Origin of the sequence: Rhodococcus sp. AD45-ID (genome assembly GCF_003023755.1) — a bacterium.
Lineage (GTDB): Bacteria > Actinomycetota > Actinomycetes > Mycobacteriales > Mycobacteriaceae > Rhodococcus_F > Rhodococcus_F globerula.
Genome location: NZ_PYHL01000001.1, coordinates 3,005,314 through 3,021,326, shown reverse-complemented (window position 1 = coordinate 3,021,326; position 16,013 = coordinate 3,005,314). Strand labels below are relative to the sequence as shown.

14 protein-coding genes and 1 tRNA gene are annotated in these 16,013 nt (G+C 60.8%); 11 read left to right on the top strand and 4 right to left on the bottom strand.

The annotated features are described in order from the left end of the window. The first annotated feature begins 117 nt into the window (after window positions 1-117). Genes C7T36_RS13905 through C7T36_RS13890 form a run of 4 tightly spaced genes read left to right on the top strand, consistent with a single transcriptional unit; the run spans window position 118 to window position 4,069 of the window. Window positions 118-1,974, top strand: a complete 1,857-nt coding sequence (locus C7T36_RS13905; protein WP_239654665.1) for an AAA family ATPase — start codon at window positions 118-120, stop codon at window positions 1,972-1,974. Continuing rightward, window positions 1,953-2,627 (top strand): 4Fe-4S single cluster domain-containing protein, encoded by a 675-nt coding sequence (locus C7T36_RS13900; protein ID WP_045066125.1) that lies wholly within the window; start codon window positions 1,953-1,955, stop codon window positions 2,625-2,627. The genes C7T36_RS13905 and C7T36_RS13900 overlap by 22 nt, the downstream gene beginning before the upstream one ends. Continuing rightward, window positions 2,624-3,115, top strand: coding sequence for an FHA domain-containing protein (locus C7T36_RS13895; protein WP_106939723.1), 492 nt, complete (start codon window positions 2,624-2,626; stop codon window positions 3,113-3,115). Before C7T36_RS13900 ends, C7T36_RS13895 begins: the two co-directional genes overlap by 4 nt. 30 nt (window positions 3,116-3,145) lie before the next feature. After that, window positions 3,146-4,069 carry a hypothetical protein gene (locus C7T36_RS13890; protein ID WP_045066120.1) on the top strand — a complete coding sequence of 308 codons (924 nt, stop codon included), beginning with the start codon at window positions 3,146-3,148 and terminating at the stop codon, window positions 4,067-4,069. A gap of 5 nt (window positions 4,070-4,074) precedes the next feature. Here C7T36_RS13890 and C7T36_RS13885 read toward each other — a convergent pair whose 3' ends face one another. The 3 genes from C7T36_RS13885 to C7T36_RS13875 are packed head-to-tail and all read right to left on the bottom strand — an operon-like array spanning window position 4,075 to window position 7,686. Next, window positions 4,075-5,730 (bottom strand): serine/threonine-protein kinase, encoded by a 1,656-nt coding sequence (locus tag C7T36_RS13885; protein WP_045066118.1) that lies wholly within the window; start codon window positions 5,728-5,730, stop codon window positions 4,075-4,077. After that, window positions 5,723-6,493 carry a PP2C family serine/threonine-protein phosphatase gene (locus tag C7T36_RS13880; protein WP_239654664.1) on the bottom strand — a complete coding sequence of 257 codons (771 nt, stop codon included), beginning with the start codon at window positions 6,491-6,493 and terminating at the stop codon, window positions 5,723-5,725. The genes C7T36_RS13885 and C7T36_RS13880 overlap by 8 nt, the downstream gene beginning before the upstream one ends. Further along, a complete protein-coding gene (locus C7T36_RS13875; RefSeq protein WP_045066117.1) occupies window positions 6,490-7,686 on the bottom strand; it encodes a hypothetical protein in 1,197 nt (398 codons plus the stop codon). Before C7T36_RS13875 ends, C7T36_RS13880 begins: the two co-directional genes overlap by 4 nt. A gap of 202 nt (window positions 7,687-7,888) precedes the next feature. On the opposite strand from C7T36_RS13875, the gene C7T36_RS30125 reads away from it, so the two are divergent. Further along, window positions 7,889-8,440: a DUF6226 family protein gene (locus tag C7T36_RS30125; RefSeq protein WP_181317473.1), complete on the top strand. Its 552-nt coding sequence runs from the start codon at window positions 7,889-7,891 to the stop codon at window positions 8,438-8,440. 70 nt (window positions 8,441-8,510) lie between these two features. Beyond that, window positions 8,511-9,182 carry a DNA alkylation repair protein gene (locus C7T36_RS13865; RefSeq protein ID WP_084702695.1) on the top strand — a complete coding sequence of 224 codons (672 nt, stop codon included), beginning with the start codon at window positions 8,511-8,513 and terminating at the stop codon, window positions 9,180-9,182. A 66-nt stretch (window positions 9,183-9,248) separates the two neighbouring features. Here the strand turns inward: C7T36_RS13865 and C7T36_RS13860 are convergent. Continuing rightward, window positions 9,249-9,334, bottom strand: a tRNA-Leu gene (locus tag C7T36_RS13860). Between the two features lie 254 nt (window positions 9,335-9,588). Here C7T36_RS13860 and C7T36_RS13855 point away from each other — a divergent pair. From C7T36_RS13855 to C7T36_RS13835, 5 genes are all read left to right on the top strand, one after another. Next, window positions 9,589-11,001 carry a DUF3662 and FHA domain-containing protein gene (locus C7T36_RS13855; protein WP_033235337.1) on the top strand — a complete coding sequence of 471 codons (1,413 nt, stop codon included), beginning with the start codon at window positions 9,589-9,591 and terminating at the stop codon, window positions 10,999-11,001. Between the two features lie 188 nt (window positions 11,002-11,189). Beyond that, window positions 11,190-11,654 (top strand): FHA domain-containing protein, encoded by a 465-nt coding sequence (locus C7T36_RS13850; RefSeq protein ID WP_033235336.1) that lies wholly within the window; start codon window positions 11,190-11,192, stop codon window positions 11,652-11,654. Beyond that, on the top strand, window positions 11,651-13,099 hold the full coding sequence (locus C7T36_RS13845; RefSeq protein ID WP_045066110.1) for a PP2C family serine/threonine-protein phosphatase: 1,449 nt from the start codon (window positions 11,651-11,653) through the stop codon (window positions 13,097-13,099). Before C7T36_RS13850 ends, C7T36_RS13845 begins: the two co-directional genes overlap by 4 nt. Further along, window positions 13,099-14,550: an FtsW/RodA/SpoVE family cell cycle protein gene (locus tag C7T36_RS13840; RefSeq protein ID WP_033235334.1), complete on the top strand. Its 1,452-nt coding sequence runs from the start codon at window positions 13,099-13,101 to the stop codon at window positions 14,548-14,550. The genes C7T36_RS13845 and C7T36_RS13840 overlap by 1 nt, the downstream gene beginning before the upstream one ends. Continuing rightward, complete coding sequence (locus C7T36_RS13835; RefSeq protein WP_033235333.1) at window positions 14,547-16,013, top strand: penicillin-binding protein 2; 1,467 nt, start codon at window positions 14,547-14,549, stop codon at window positions 16,011-16,013. Before C7T36_RS13840 ends, C7T36_RS13835 begins: the two co-directional genes overlap by 4 nt.

The window sequence follows — 16,013 nt, the reverse complement described above, 5'->3', positions numbered from 1 at the left end:
CGTGTAGGTCAAACGAACGACAGCCGATTTCCATCAACGATGAAATACTCCGTTCCTGGACAATTTTCGGCACAAGAGGAGAACTGCCATGGCCGGCTCAGGAAAATGGTTGCTCACGTGACTGCGCCTACTCTTACCCCTGAGCACATCAAGAATCTCCCCAACTGGCTCCGAGAAATCGATGTGGCACTCGCCGCAAATCCCCAGGTTGCGATTACCGGCAATCTGCGCGATTTTGTAATACTCCCGCGCCCGGGCACTCCACATCCACGATTTGCAACTGTCATCGAGGCATTGAGCACCCTGTTGTCGATCGCCGGCCACTCATGCCAGATCACTTTCGACATCGTCAGCGGAGCACGCGTACTACACGACAACGAAAGCGGCAGCGCTGCAGCTGTACTGTCGCAGCTGGATCGGAAGGCCTCTGCCCCCGGAACGAGCCAGCTTCCCGCACTTCAACAACTCCTTGAATCAGTTGCCGTCTCCGAACGACCGATGTGTCTCGTCATCGACAACGCCTCCCGCCTGACGCCTGGACCCGACTTCAGTGATCCTGAGTTTCATCGTGTCCTGGTAGTAGCAGAGAAACTGTTGTCCACCGCGCGCCGGAATCCAGTTCCGGGGCCACACATCACGCCGCTGTACAACACGGTCTTCTGGCTTGTCGACCAAGAAAACGATCTACCGCATTGGTTAGTCGCCACAGATGCGGTCCGGGTCGTGTCCATCCCCGCACCTACATTTGGTCAGCGTCGGACAGCAGTGACCAGCCTTGTTCCTTCCCTACCTGGAGGTGTCGACCTAGATCCAACTGCCCGTGAAGCCGTAATCGACAGTTACGCCGCACAAACCAACGGATTGACTCTGCGGTCCATCACCGAGGTCAACCGACTCGCAATCGATCGTCGAATCGCGGCCACGTCGATCGAGGACGCAATCCGCACTTTCCGGGTAGGGGTGCCCGACAATCCCTGGCAAGATCCCGCGCTCAAACAGCGAATTCGTGAGGGTGCCAAGTATCTCGGGAGCAGAGTTCTCGGTCAGCAGGCGCCGATTCGGAAAACGGTTGACATCCTGATTCGATCGACGACCGGCCTGACCGGCGCACAAGGGTCAGGCGACAGCTCCCGTCCGCAAGGCATTCTGTTCTTTGCAGGCCCGACCGGGGTAGGAAAAACGGAGCTCGCGAAGTCGATGGCCGAGTTGGTATTCGGACGCAAGGATGCGTTCATTCGCTTCGACATGAGCGAGTTCTCATCCGAGCATGCCGAAGCCCGGCTGATCGGCGCACCACCAGGGTACGTCGGCTATAACACCGGGGGCGAACTCACGAATGCCGTGCGGCACAATCCCTTCAGCCTGCTCCTATTCGACGAAATCGAGAAGGCGCATCCGAGGATCCTCGACAAATTCCTACAGATTCTCGAGGACGGCCGACTGACCGACGGAAACGGCTCGACCGTGTACTTCTCCGAAGCGTTGATCGTCTTCACGTCGAACCTAGGTGTCTACCGGACCGACAGTCAGGGCGAACGGGTACCCGTCGTCTCCCGAGGTCGGCCATATACCGAGATCGAGTCGACCATCAGAGCTGCTGTCTCCGAGCACTTCACAAAAGACATCGGCAGACCTGAACTACTGAACCGCATCGGCGACAATATTGTGGTCTTCGACTTCATCTCACCGAGAACAGCAGAAGATCTGGTGCCGATGTTCGTCGACAACGTCACGCGGCGCGTGCACAGCATCAGTGGGACACACATCTCGGTGGCCGACTCCGTAATTCAGCAACTCGTCGAATCAGCTTGTGAAAGACTGGATTTCGGCGGTCGTGGGGTCGGAACAATTGTCGAGACAATGCTAGTCAACCCCCTCTCTCGCGCTCTGTTCGAGATGGATATTTCCACAGCCCACGCCACGGTCACCGCGATCACACAAGATTCCACCGGATGGATGGTGACACTGTCGTGACGACGATGCTGCTTTCGCGCCTTCACTATCCGGTAACCAGTCTCGGTTTCGGACGGCGCGCCGGCATCTGGGTCCAAGGTTGTACCGTGCACTGCCGCGGCTGTGTGTCCCGCGATACCTGGCCGGCTGACGAAGCGATGCGCGTTGAAATCGACAGCGTACTGGACTGGTTGAGGGAGCTCGATGACGTCGACGGGATTACGGTCTCGGGCGGTGAACCGACAGATCAGCCTGATGCACTTCGGATACTGCTCAACGGGATCGAGATGTGGCGCGCGACCCGCGCCAATGATGTGGACGTGCTGCTCTACTCCGGCCGTACAACCGATGAACTCGCTCAGTCCCTACCCTGGTTGAGCAAAGCGGTCGATGTTGTGGTCAGCGGTCCGTACATTCGTGAACTAGCTTCCGACAGTGCATTACGCGGATCGTCGAACCAAGTCGTCGAAGTCTGTTCGAAATTGGGCGCCATGCGATATCCGGCGGAAAGCCGTGAAGAAACGTACGCCGATCAGCGTCGGGAAATCGGAGTTCACGTGGACGAACACACAATATGGATGGTTGGAATTCCATTGCAGAATGACATGACGCGTTTGCGTGGGGCACTCGCGGACCGCGGCGTCACTCTCGATCGCACCTCGTGGCTGTCATGACAACCGACCTCGTCACCTGCGGGTGCAATGCGGTTGCCGATCGTTCTGTGTTCGCGCAGTGCCCGGGTTGCGGTATGGACCTGTGGGATCTCGTAGCACCGACCGAACCGACGTCTCAGGATACGCACGAGTCGGAATCTGCGATGTCCCCAAGAACTGTCATCGACCGTCCGAGCACTCGGCGTCGCGTCGGCCATGTTGTCATCGGGAGTCGCGACACGCTCGACATCACCGCAGACGACGTACTGCTGTTGGGCCGAGATGACGACTATCCGCAAGCAGCGATATTCGCGCAATACCCGAATCTCTCACGACGACACGGTATTTTGCGATTCGACGGTAGCTGCTTCCATGTTACGGACACCGGATCGGCAAACGGCATCTTCATCGAAGGGGTTCGAATCAACCCTCAAACCGAATACGAGGTCCGACCCGGTCAAGTTGTACGCCTGGCCGCTGACGTAAGCCTCGACCTGCAGATCGACTGAATTTTCGTACCACCTCGAGGAGGACCCAGGATGAACAACAACGTGGTGGCACAGGCTCTCCTGTTGGATGCGACACTCCCACGCGCCGAGGAAGAGGTACGGGAACGGCAGGCCGCCCAGGACGCGGCGGAAATTCAACAAACGGCGGATCGACTACAGGCCGAAGCCGCCGCAGAACAGGCAAGACGCACTTCCGCCGCGCAGCGCAGCCGCAGGATCGACGGTACAGCTGTACGGCTGGGCGCCCTGGCCGCAATGAGCATCGTTATACCTTGGGCAATAGGACATTTCGTGTTACGCGGCCGAATCTTCTCGGAGGACCCGGGGGTTTTCGAGCCTGAGATCCGGGCACTCCTGCCGTACTTCTGGGCGGAGTTGGTAGCCGGTTGGTCTGTGATCGCGTTGATCGTCGGAGCCGTTCTCGTATGCCGCCCCTGGACGGCGCGAGTGGCGTTCGGATCAGTCGGTGTTGTGCTGCTCATCGGCGGAATTTGGGCTCTCAACACGGGGAAATCTCTCTTCGCCGGCGCCGAGGAGGACTCGATAGCCAAGCTGTCCTCGACAGCATTTCCCTTCACCCAAAGATATCTCGAGTGTGGCCATGCACTGGAATTGACTGTCCGCGCACCCGAGGGGACGACTGTCCCGGACCAGCTGTGGCAGATGTATCTGGGATCGGACAAGGGATACACAGGCGAAGGGTGCAACCGTGTCTCCGTCTACAAAGGATGGATCTATATGGGTTACCTATCCCTCACTGACGGTGACGAATTCGATGACTCGTCTGATGCCCGTTGGACATACGTCGGCGCCAATGATGAGGTTCTCGCGTCCAACTCGTGGGTGCAGAATCACGACCCAGCAGAAGTGTGGCTCAACGTTCGCACCGAATGGGGGCGCACCGTCTCGACAAATCTATTGGACGCGGGGAACAATGGATTGGCCATTCGCTGAGAACCTCACTGACCGAATCCCCGTCTGATCGAAGCGAACCAACCGGACGTCTCACGCGCCGCTACTGATTGCTCGACTCGCTTTGCCACCGACGCGATGTACTTTCGGGCAACCGCATCGTCCGACGCCGCGATCAACAGCGCATTGGCAGTGAGTCCGGCTCGCTCGTCGGAAGAAATCGAAACCCTCGCAGACCTGGCCTGATCGTCCGCCTGCTCGACCATGTCATGCCAGTTCGCATCAATCATCCTGTATCTTCCACGCTCCGCGGAAGAACCGTCGATGCCCGCAAGAATATGGGTCTCGAATAGTCGGCTCACGACCGTCACCGTGCTGGCTGACTGAGCTAACTTCCGTAAATCTCCAGGAGTGGAGATCGGATGATCGCGATACGTCAAAGTAGCGGCCGGCGCTAGCTGAGATACGAAGTAGACCGCAATCTCGTCGGGTCCCCACAGGTCGCTGTACGTTCGCAACTCCGCATAACTGGCCCTCGTCTTCACCTCGTCCTTCAGCCACGCCAGCAATACTTGCGCTCGACGACCACTGACGGCACGTGCGGCAGCTTTGGGATCTGCGGCCATTGCCTCCCCCAATTCGCGAGGGTCTCGAAACTCCCCGACACCGGCGAGTGCAAAAGGCGGTATGGAATGCTGATTCTCCTGGGTTGTGCCGGTACCGAATTCCGAATCGGGAACCTTTGATACGTCGATTAGTCGATGCACCTTCGGTGCACCACCTCCGCACCATTCGCCGACTTCCCGCATCGACCAACGGAATTCACGGTCACGGGTGAGCAATCCGGCAAGCAGAAGCTGCCACCGCTTCTTCTCGTGCTCGGTGAACGGCAATTCATTGATCTCACCCAATGCGATGTCTCGCACGGTGAGTTCGTTCTCGATCCGATCGTCGCTGATCCAATGCCCGTCCGACCGTTGAAAGTAGTTGCGCCCAACAATGATTTGGTACATCGTCATGCCAACACTCCACCAGTCGTCGGCCTGGGTGTAGTACCGCATCGCACCAGGAGCGCTGTAAGCGAGAGTTCCCTTTCCCGTGTTCGACAGCCTGGACCGTCCGGCGAGGTCGACGCTCAGGCCGAAGTCTGTGAGAACCAAATCCAAGGGCCGATCGGTACGCACCAGGATGTTCTTCGGGTTGATGTCGCCGTGTACCAATTTCATGCCCGTGTCAGGCCCTTGCATTCCGTGCAGCGCCCCGGCCAACTCCCTCAGAATGTCGACCGCATCTCCGTGAGTGATCTTGCCCGAGTGTCGGTTCATGTGATCTTCGAGTGTCCCGAGAGCACAGAACTCCATCACTTCGTAAGAGACACCATCGTCCTGTCCACGGGCGAATACCTGGACCGTGTGTTCGGCTCGGAATCGATCACGATATGCGGCAGAACCGAAATCTGTTCTGTAGGTCGGAGGATGCTGGAACATCTTGATCGCGACTTGATTGCCGACGGTATCCGTGCACAGCCACACCGTCGCCTCGCCCCCGCGGCCCAGTTCGCGAACGATACTGTATCTCTGCGCGAGAGTTGTTGGCAGGTTCTCGCGAATGTAGTTTGAGGGCTGCGCAATTGGAGTTGCACCGTCAAGCCTGGTGGCAGGTGCGGGAACTCGTCCGCCGTCAAGACGCGTCACATCAGCCATGCATTTCTCCGTTCGCGGTGCGCTTGTGCGCGGTGATTCGCGCCAAGGTGATGTTGTCCCCTCCGCCGCCGGACAGGGCCAGATCTCGGAGTTCACAGAGGATGTTGTTCGAATCGCCTGCCATCAACCGCTCTATGTCGAGTTCGTCGGCGTAATCGTCAAGACCGTCGGTGCACAGCAGTAGCCCAGGTTTGCCCGGTATTCGGCATTCGAAGAACGCGGGCTCGAGGACCACCCGACGCCCACCTCCGAGCGCTTGAGTGAGTGCATTCGTATCAGCTGATCGGTGATCAACGGTCAACTGACCTAGGTAGTCACCATCCATGCAGTAAACACGAGAATCTCCGACGTTGAATACCAACGCACTTCCGTCGGGGAACACCACCACCCCAGCAACCGTGCAACCCATGCCCCGCAGATACGGCTGTTGATCGGACAGATCGTTAATGGAATCCGATGTTCGCTGCACCAACACCCGAACTGCCTCACGCGCGCTCTGTGCATCCGCAATGTGATCGAAATAGCCTGGAGTGGTGAGCATTTCACAGGCAAGTCGGCTGGCTTCCTCACCTGCTGCGTGACCGCCCATGCCATCGCATACGACAAGCGTCACAGGTGCGGTCACGAGCACGTCGGTTTCCCACACCGTTGGGCTCATACCCCGGAGCGACCAGCCGAGCCAGCCGATACCGTCCTCGTTGTTCGTGCGCACCGCACCATGATGCGTCAGCCCGGAAACTCGCACGGCCACCACTTCCGTCACAGCCCTGTCTCCCGGACTTGCGCACGAGTCGATCTACGCGCGGTTCGGATTCCTTCCCCATGAGGTTCGACAACGCGAACAAGCGACACCGGGAGAACACCAGCCGGGATTCTGCGGACCCGCCCCGGCGACACACCACGGCGTTCGAGTGCTCCCAACATCGGATCGAGGTCGCCACACAGCGCTTGATCGGCGGCCGTATCCGCCGCTTTGTCGTTACGGTCTGCGAAACCGATCGAGTGCAGGTCGACCTCCCCTTCGGATACTCGGGCGCGAACTCCATGAGTTGTCGAGCCGGCGCGACTCAACACCACGCTGTCCGGACCACCACCGTCAACTTCGGTGGTGACGTATCCCAGTTCCTCGAGTGACTCTCGTACCGCTTCGAGCACGTACTGGCGCTCCACTTCTGCCGTGACGCGGGCAGTCGCCGCATCTACGAGATTCGTCACTGCGTCCAGAATCGCAGCAGCGGAACGTTGACACTCGATCTCGTTGGCTGCCTGCGCCAAAAGGCCGCCGACTGCTGCGGCATCCTGCAAAGCAGCCGCCTTCACTCGCAGCGCGTCGAGCCGAGAATTATCCGCACCGACCCGATTCGTGATGGCGTTCCGTTCGGAAATCTGCGCATCAAGTTCGTCGAGGAGCATCGGGGCACGATCCAGCGGTGCCGTCACGACAGCCACTGCAAAATCTTCGATTTCGGATGCCGGTTCGACAAGTCGACCGAGACGGCGGGACACCTGATCCGACAGCCGCTTACGACGCTCGGCAGCAGTGCAATCCGACGCATTCCTCGAGGTATCGACAGACTTGTCAGCGTCGACCGGTCTCGCCACTCGCGCCGCTTCCTCGACTGCCGCGAGGTCCGTTAGAACGGCTTCCAGATCGTGATCGAACCGTCGTGATCGATTCTCCCGCACCTTCGCGTCCAACTGCCGATTCGACTGATTCACTTCATGTTCGAGCTGATCCGCGAGAGCTTCCATCTGCGCGGTGTCGTCGGCAGCCACCGTCGGAATCGCTACTGCGAGGATGGGAAGATCGTGTGCGTGGCAACGTGCCGACAAGCGAATCGCCGCAGATTCGATCTGCCGCCATCGTGCAAGTAACTGTCGGCTTCGCTGCTCCTCGGCAAGACGACGCGCCACTTTCGGGTCAACTCGGTACTGAATTCCCTTCGGACCGCTCATCGAATTCCTCACCGCGCATGAAACCGCTGACCAAAACAACGCAACGAGATATTTTTGCACTGAAAATGGTCCCGTGTCTGTCGCGTGATCGACCGACAAGCCACCTGGGCTGAATTGCTTCTGAAACGTCCCCGCGGGGACGATATTTCAGGCAAGAAGTGACGGAGCGTGAGCACAGCGGTCATGACGGAGGGATACAACGTTGGACGATCCACCCGAAGAGGCATACGGGCGAGTGACGAACCCGGAACGGTTTGCTCCGTTGATACCGGCTGCCGAAGAGTTGATCAGCGATCTCGCACGCAGGTTCGACGTGACGATTTCCCGCGGTCCGGCGGCACCGTCGAAGTCCAAGACCGTCGCGACGTTGGAGTCTGTACAGATAACTCCAGTTCACGTGGACCAGGCACCGCTCGCGATCACCTTCACCTCGTTTCCCGGGTTGTATCTCGACGTCGGTGCGTGGCAGCACATCGCGCTCCCCGCATGCGGATGCGACGCGTGCGATGAGGATGCCGAAGACGTTGCGCGGGAACTGGCAAACTACGCCGAAGCTCTTACCACCGGGCAGCTGTCCGAACGCATCACGGGCAGCATCCCACCGGTCCTCGAACATTCCTGGGAAGGCAATGACTGGGGGCGTAGCGGCAAAACACCTCTGTCCAAGGAGCGAGCCGCTGAACTTCGGGCCGCACCGGTGCAACCGCCGCAGGATGGCCACTGGAAACCATGGTCGACGACACTGCCCTCCTGACGACACTGCCCTCCTAGACTGAAAACTCAGACGCGAAAGACAGGAGGCTGAGGTGGCCGATAAAGCTGAGGTGGCCGATACGACAGTGGCCGAGGTAATCGCCGAACTGGCCGCACTCGAGGATCCGAAAGCCCGCGCGGTGAACGAGAAGCACGGCGACGATCACGGCGTGAACCTCAGCAAATTGCGCGCCATCGCGAAGCGACTGAAGACGCAGCAGAAACTCGCACAACAGCTTTGGAAGACGGAGGACACCGCAGCGCGCCTGCTGGCGATCCTGATCTGCCGTCCGAAGGCGTTCGACCGCGACGAGTTGGACGCCATGTTGCGGGAGGCCCGCACTCCCAAGGTTCACGACTGGCTCGTGAACTATGTAGTGAAGAAGAACCCGCACTCCGAGGAACTGCGCCTCGCCTGGTCAGGCGATTCGGATCCAGTGGTCGCGAGCGCCGGTTGGGCACTGACCACCGAGCGCGTGGCGAAGAAACCCGAGGGCCTCGACCTAGCGCGTCTGCTCGACGTCATCGAGGCGGAGATGAAGGACGCCCCCGATCGCTTGCAGTGGGCGATGAACCACACCCTGGCTCAGATCGGGATCGAGCACGCCGAGTACCGGGCGCGGGCAATCGACATCGGTGAACGACTGCGGGTACTCGAGGATTACCCGACTCCCCCGAACTGCACATCTCCGTTTGCACCCATCTGGATCAACGAGATGGTCCGACGACAGAACAACGCGTAATTTCCGGACTACCTCAACCAACAAAAAACGAGGCCACAAACTCGAAAGAGTTTGTGGCCTCGTCTGTGGTGGGCGAAGGGGGACTTGAACCCCCACGTCCCTAAGGACACTGGCACCTGAAGCCAGCGCGTCTGCCATTCCGCCACTCGCCCGAGCAACGTCGAAACATTATCACGACAACATTTGAAACTTCTATTCGTACTGGTCACGGCATGAAACGAAGAACACAGGGTACTTCAGTGGGAGGAACCGATATCATGCAGGAACCAGAGGCAGATACTGCCGAACAGCCGTTTGACAGTACCGTGGAACCTGACAGTAGTTCGAACGACACGCGAGTGGGCGATGCCGGCGCTAGTTGCCGAGCATTTTTCCACCGGGAAATGCGAAGCGAGAGGAGACCCCGATGGGCATCGTTCAGCGTTTTGAGCGAAAGCTTCAAGGAGCTGTCGGCGACGCATTCGCGCGTGTCTTCGGCGGCGGCGTCGTACCGCAAGAAGTAGAGGCTGCGCTCCAACAGGAAGCGCGCGACCGCGTCGAGCACCTCGGCGGCGGAATTCTCCTTGCCCCCAACCACTATGTGATCACGATCAACAATTCGGATCACGAGGAGTTGGCGGCCGACCGCGACCTCACTATCAAGGCTTTCAGCCGGCATCTGCAGGATTTCATCCGAGATCAGGGCTGGCAGACGTATGGCGATATTTCGGTGACTTTCGAGCCCTCGCCTACATTGCATACCGGTCAGTTCCGCACCCGCGGCACTGTCGACCCGGACGACGATGCCGACCAAGCATCGCCCCGGTCCAATGTTCCGCAGGTATCGTCTCGACCGCCACAATCACCTGCACCTATTGTTCCCCCTGTTTCGAATCCAGTCCCGTCACAACCAGGAGCCGGCACCATGACGCAGAACTCAGGCTACGAGTCCAGCCGCGAACCGGCTGGTCGCCAGCCCGATCAGCAGCCGGCGCGCAACGGATACTCACACGACGACGGCAACTACCCGGCACCACGGGGCCAGGAAGCGCCGCCGCAGAACGGGTACGACCGCGGCGACGGTTACCGCACCGGTGACGATCAGCCGCAGCAGCAGGCGCCCTACGACCAGGGCGGGTACAACCAGCAGGGCTACCAGCAGCAGCCGTACAACAACAACCAGCAGGCGTACCAGGGCAGCTACGACCAGCAGGGTTACCAGCAGCAGCCGTACGACGCTCAGCAGGGCGGCTACCAGCAGCCTGCCTACGATCAGCAGTCCTACGACCAGGGCGGTTACAACCAGCAGGCGTACCAGGGTGGTTACGACCAGCAGGGTTACCAGCAGCAGCCGTACGACGCCCAGTCTTACGATCAGGGCAGCTACGACCAGCAGGGTTACCAGCAGCAGCCGTACGACGCCCAGTCTTACGATCAGGGCAGCTACGACCAGCAGGCATACAACAATCAGGGCGGCAACTACGACCAGACACAGTCGTACGCCCAGCAGGGTTACAACCAGGGTGGTTACGCGCCCGCAGCCCCGCAGGCTGCTGTGACGGCAACCCTCCAGCTCGAGGACGGCAGTGGACGCCACTTCCAGCTCCGCGATGGCAGCAACATCATCGGCCGCGGCCAGGAAGCACAGTTCCGTCTTCCCGACACCGGTGTTTCACGTCGTCACATCGACATCCGCTGGGACGGCCGGACGGCAATGCTGTCCGATCTCGGTTCCACGAACGGCACCACAGTTAACGGGGCGCCGGTTCAGGACTGGCAACTCGCCGACGGCGACATCATTCGCGCTGGTCACTCCGAGATCTTGGTCCGTATCCTCTGAGTGTGACGAAGGTTGCTGGCGAATATTCCGATAACAATCGAACATAGGGCGGTCCGTCGGCGCGCCTCCGGCACTCCATGTCAGTATCGTGATCTTTCGGGGCCCCGTGCCCCATATGATGCTGCCAGTCGACAACGCTCGAACCCTTGCTGCGGCGGGGATCGAGCCATAGAAGGAGGTGGACAGCCGTGCAGGGCCTGATTCTGCAACTCACACGGGCAGGCTTTCTGCTCCTCTTGTGGCTGTTCGTCTGGGCAGTCCTGCGCACGCTGCGGTCGGATATCTACGCCGGCTCCGGAGTGCGTGTTCCTCAGCGGTACACACGCGCCGGGAAAGTCCTCCCCTCCCTCGGTAAAACGAAGGTGCCTCGCTATCTGGTTGTCACACAGGGCGCTCTCGCCGGCACTCGCATCACGTTGGGTTCGCAACCCGTCATGATCGGTCGCGCCGACGATTCCACGCTGGTCCTGACCGATGACTACGCGTCGACGCGCCATGCGCGGCTCTCCCAACGCGGGGCCGACTGGTACGTCGAAGATCTTGGTTCCACCAACGGCACGTACCTGGACCGCGCCAAGGTCACCACGGCTGTGCGGGTCCCGTTGGGTACCCCGGTCCGTGTCGGCAAGACGGTAATCGAGCTACGCCCGTGACCCTTGTTCTCCGCTACGCGGCGCGCAGCGACCGTGGTCTGGTGCGCTCCAACAACGAAGATTCCGTGTACGCGGGTGCTCGCCTCCTGGCTCTGGCCGACGGTATGGGCGGCCACGCGGCCGGTGAAGTTGCGTCGCAGCTGATGATCGCGGCGCTTGCGCATCTCGACGACGACGAGCCCGGCGAGGATCTGCTCGGCAAGCTAGAGGTGGCAACGCGTGAGGGCAACGACTCCATTGCCGATCATGTCGAGGAAGAACCTGAACTCGACGGCATGGGGACAACGCTCACCGCGATTCTCTTCTCGGGCAGCAAGCTCGGCCTGGTGCATATCGGTGACTCGCGCGCGTATCTGCTGCGCGACAACCATCTGACGCAGATCACCCGCGACGACACTTTTGTTCAGTCCTTGGTCGACGAGGGCCGGATCACAGCAGAACAGGCACACACTCACCCGCAGCGGTCGCTGATCATGCGCGCGCTGACGGGCAACGAGATCGAGCCGACGCTCACCATGCGCGAAGCCCGCGCCGGCGATCGTTATCTCCTGTGCTCCGACGGATTGTCCGACGTGGTCAGCGACGAAACCATCGAGAACACGATGCGCGAGGGCTCGCAGGAAGAGTGCGCGGACCGACTCATCGAGTTGGCCCTGCGCAGCGGCGGTCCGGACAACGTCACCGTCGTCGTGGCCGACGTCATCGACCTCGATTACGGACAGTCACGTCCCATCGTCGCGGGCGCCGCGTCCACCGAGGAAGAAGAGTTCACTCCTCCTCCCAATACCGCTGCCGGACGCGCTGCCGCTATGCGTCCACCGCGCGCGACACCCAAACGTGTTGTTTCCCAACCTGAACCCGAGCCGAAGAAGAAGCGGAACCGGTTGTGGTGGGTGGTTATCGCCGTTGTGCTGCTCGCGGTGATCGGAGTTGGCGCCGTCATCGGACGCACCGTTATCCGCAACAACTACTACGTCGGAGCCGACGAGGGCCGCGTCACGGTGCTGCGCGGAATTCCCGGTTCAGTCCTCGGTTACTCTCTGCAGGAAGCTGACCTGATCGGGTGCGTCGGCGACGACGACGTCCTGACGCTTGTCTCCCCGAACGAGATCCCGAGCGATTGCAACGTCCTCGAGGTGACCGATCTGCAACCGTCGGCGCAGGAACAGGTCAGGGCCGGGCTGCCGTCTGGCAATCGTACGGACGCGCAGAGCCAGATGATCCGGCTCATCGGCGGCGACCTTCTGCCTCGTTGTGAATCGATTCCGTCCACCACGACTTCGGCGACTCCGACGCCGCCGCCGGTGGGAACAGCGGTGGTTCCGACTACCGAAGCGCCGCCGCCACCGGTAGAGCCTGTGCCTCCCGTGGCAACAACCACCACTCCGACACCGGCACCGACCCCGACCGGAATCCCCGGTCAGACTTGCAGGACGGTCAACTGATGTCGTCCAACGCCACTGCTGGGACGGCTTTTCCGAGCCCGCCCGGAGGTTTTGCTCCGGCGCCGGTCCAGTCCACTCGGCGCAACATGGAACTGATGCTGCTCGGGTTTGCCGTCATCATCACCACGGTGTCACTGCTCCTGGTGGAGGCAAGCCAGGAGCAGAAGATCACTCTGGATCTGGCGAAGTACGCGCTCGCGTACACGGGTCTGTTCCTGATTGCACACTTGGCGATCAGGCGATATGCGCCGTACGCGGATCCGTTGCTGTTGCCGATCGTGGCATTGCTCAACGGCCTCGGCCTGGTCCTGATTCACCGTCTGGACCTGGCCGACCAACAGACTGCGCTGTACAACGGCGTCGAAGCGCCATCGCCGGACGCTAACCAGCAGGTCATGTGGACGGCCTTGGCGATTGCGGGTTTTGTTCTGCTGCTGGTGTTCTTGAGGGACTACCGGTTGATGGCCCGGTTCAGCTACACGCTGGGTCTGGCCGGACTGGTGTTTTTGGCGATCCCGGCAATCCTGCCGGCGAAGTTCTCGAGTGTGAACGGCGCGAAGATCTGGATTCGCCTGCCCGGATTCAGTATTCAGCCTGGTGAGTTCGCCAAGATCCTGCTGATCATCTTCTTTGCGTCGGTCCTGGTTGCCAAGCGCGATCTGTTCACCACGGCCGGCAAGCACTTCCTCGGCATGGACTTTCCGCGTGCCCGCGATCTCGGTCCGATCCTGCTCGCCTGGATCGTGTCCGTCGGGGTGCTCGTGTTCGAGACCGACCTCGGTACGTCGTTGCTGCTGTTCAGCACGGTGCTGGTGATGCTGTACATTGCCACCGAGCGCGTGGGGTGGCTCGTGATCGGTGGCGGACTGCTCGCCATCGGATTCTTCTTCGCCTACAAGATGTTCGGCCACGTCCGCGTGCGCGTCGACACGTGGCTCGATCCGCTCGGCGACTACGCCAACACCGGTTATCAGATTTCGCAGTCGCTGTTCGGCCTGGCCACGGGCGGTATCGCCGGTACAGGCTTGGGCAGTGGCCGGCCCAATCAGGTGCCGTTCGCCAAGACCGACTTCATCATCGCGACCATCGGCGAAGAGTTGGGGCTCATCGGCCTCGCTGCTGTCTTGATGTTGTTCCTGATCCTGATCGTTCGTGGACTGCGCACGGCACTGGCCGTGCGTGACAGCTTCGGCAAGCTGCTTGCCGCCGGCTTGTCGTTCACCATCGCGATCCAGATCTTTGTCGTCGTCGGCGGCGTCACCAAGCTGATTCCGCTCACAGGTTTGACGACGCCATTCATGTCGTACGGCGGTTCGTCGCTTCTCGCGAACTACCTCCTGATGGCCATCCTCATCCGAATCTCCGACGCGGCCCGCGCGCCGGTAGTTGCCAAGAAGAAGGGTCCGCCCCCTATCGCCGACGCCAATACCGAGATGATGCCGCGCGTATGAACATTCCCCTACGCCGCGTCGCGATGGCCGTCATGTTGATGGTTGTCGCACTCCTCGCCAACGCGACTTACGTTCAGGTCATCAAAGCCGATGACCTGCGGGCCGACCCCCGCAACTCGCGGGTGCTGCTCGACGAGTACTCACGCCAGCGCGGTCAGATCTCGGCTGCCGGTCAGGTACTGGCCTCGTCCAGCATCACCGAGGATCGGTACAAGTACCTGCGCGAATACCCCAATCCGTACCCGTACGCGCCGGTGACCGGCTTCTACTCGATGCAGTACGGCAGCACCGGCCTCGAGCGCACCGAAGATCCGATCCTCAACGGTTCGGACAACCGGTTGTTCAGCCAGCGATTCTTCGATCTGGTGTCCGGTCGCGATCCGCGCGGCGGAAACGTGGTGACAACTCTCAATCCGGCAATGCAGCAGGTTGCCTACGACCAGTTGACCAGCAAGGGCTACACCGGTTCCGTCGTTGCGATCGAGCCGAGCACCGGCCGAATCCTGAGCATGGTGAGCACACCGAGCTACGACCCGAACCTGCTTGCGGGCCACGACGGCGCCGAGACGACAAAAGCGTGGGACGAACTGAACGCTGACCCAGCCGATCCGTTGGTGAACCGGGCGATTTCCCAGACCTACCCGCCCGGCTCGACGTTCAAGGTGATCACCACCTCGGCTGCGCTCACGAACGGTGCTACCCCAGAGGATCAGTTGACTGCGGCGCCGCAGATCACGCTGCCCGGAACCAGCACCACGCTCGAGAACTACAACGGAAGCACCTGCGGATCCAATCCGACGGCGTCGCTGCGTGACGCGTTTGCGCGTTCCTGCAACACCGCATTCGTCGAGCTGGGTATCAAGGACGGCGCCGACGCCATCAAGGACGAGGCCAAGGCATTCGGCATCGGCCCCAACACTCCCGCCATCCCGTTGTCGGTCGCAGACAGCACCGTCGGCGACATCCCCGACGACGCGGCCCTCGGACAGACCAGTATCGGTCAACGCGACGTCGCTGTGACGCCGCTCGAGAATGCCGTGATCGCCGCGACCGTCGCCAACGGTGGTGTGCGGATGGCTCCCAATCTGATTTCCCAACTGCAGGCACCGGACCTGACCGAGCTCAGTGCACCGGCCCCGGTATCGATGGGCCAGGCGATTTCACCGACGGTGGCGGCAACTCTGACCGATCTGATGATCGGCTCGGAGAACTTCACCGGCGGCGAGGGCAAGATCCCCGGCGTCCAGATCGCATCCAAGACAGGCACCGCCGAGCATGGCGTGAATCCGCGCGAAACACCGCCGCATGCCTGGTACATCGCGTTTGCACCGGCTCAGAATCCGACGGTTGCAGTCGCCGTCATCGTCGAGAACGGTGGCGACCGCGGACTTGCCGCTACCGGTGGCTCGGTGGCTGCACCGATCGGTCGAGCAGTTATCGCAGCCGGAATACAAGGGGGCTGA

Coding starts and splice junctions, on each gene's coding strand:
- C7T36_RS13900 (WP_045066125.1), top strand. CDS start 1,953: ATGGATGGTGACACTGTCGTGACGACGATGCTGCTTTCGCGCCTTCAC.
- C7T36_RS13895 (WP_106939723.1), top strand. CDS start 2,624: ATGACAACCGACCTCGTCACCTGCGGGTGCAATGCGGTTGCCGATCGT.
- C7T36_RS13890 (WP_045066120.1), top strand. CDS start 3,146: ATGAACAACAACGTGGTGGCACAGGCTCTCCTGTTGGATGCGACACTC.
- C7T36_RS13885 (WP_045066118.1), bottom strand. CDS start 5,730: ATGGCTGATGTGACGCGTCTTGACGGCGGACGAGTTCCCGCACCTGCC.
- C7T36_RS13875 (WP_045066117.1), bottom strand. CDS start 7,686: ATGAGCGGTCCGAAGGGAATTCAGTACCGAGTTGACCCGAAAGTGGCG.
- C7T36_RS13855 (WP_033235337.1), top strand. CDS start 9,589: ATGGGCATCGTTCAGCGTTTTGAGCGAAAGCTTCAAGGAGCTGTCGGC.
- C7T36_RS13840 (WP_033235334.1), top strand. CDS start 13,099: ATGTCGTCCAACGCCACTGCTGGGACGGCTTTTCCGAGCCCGCCCGGA.
- C7T36_RS13835 (WP_033235333.1), top strand. CDS start 14,547: ATGAACATTCCCCTACGCCGCGTCGCGATGGCCGTCATGTTGATGGTT.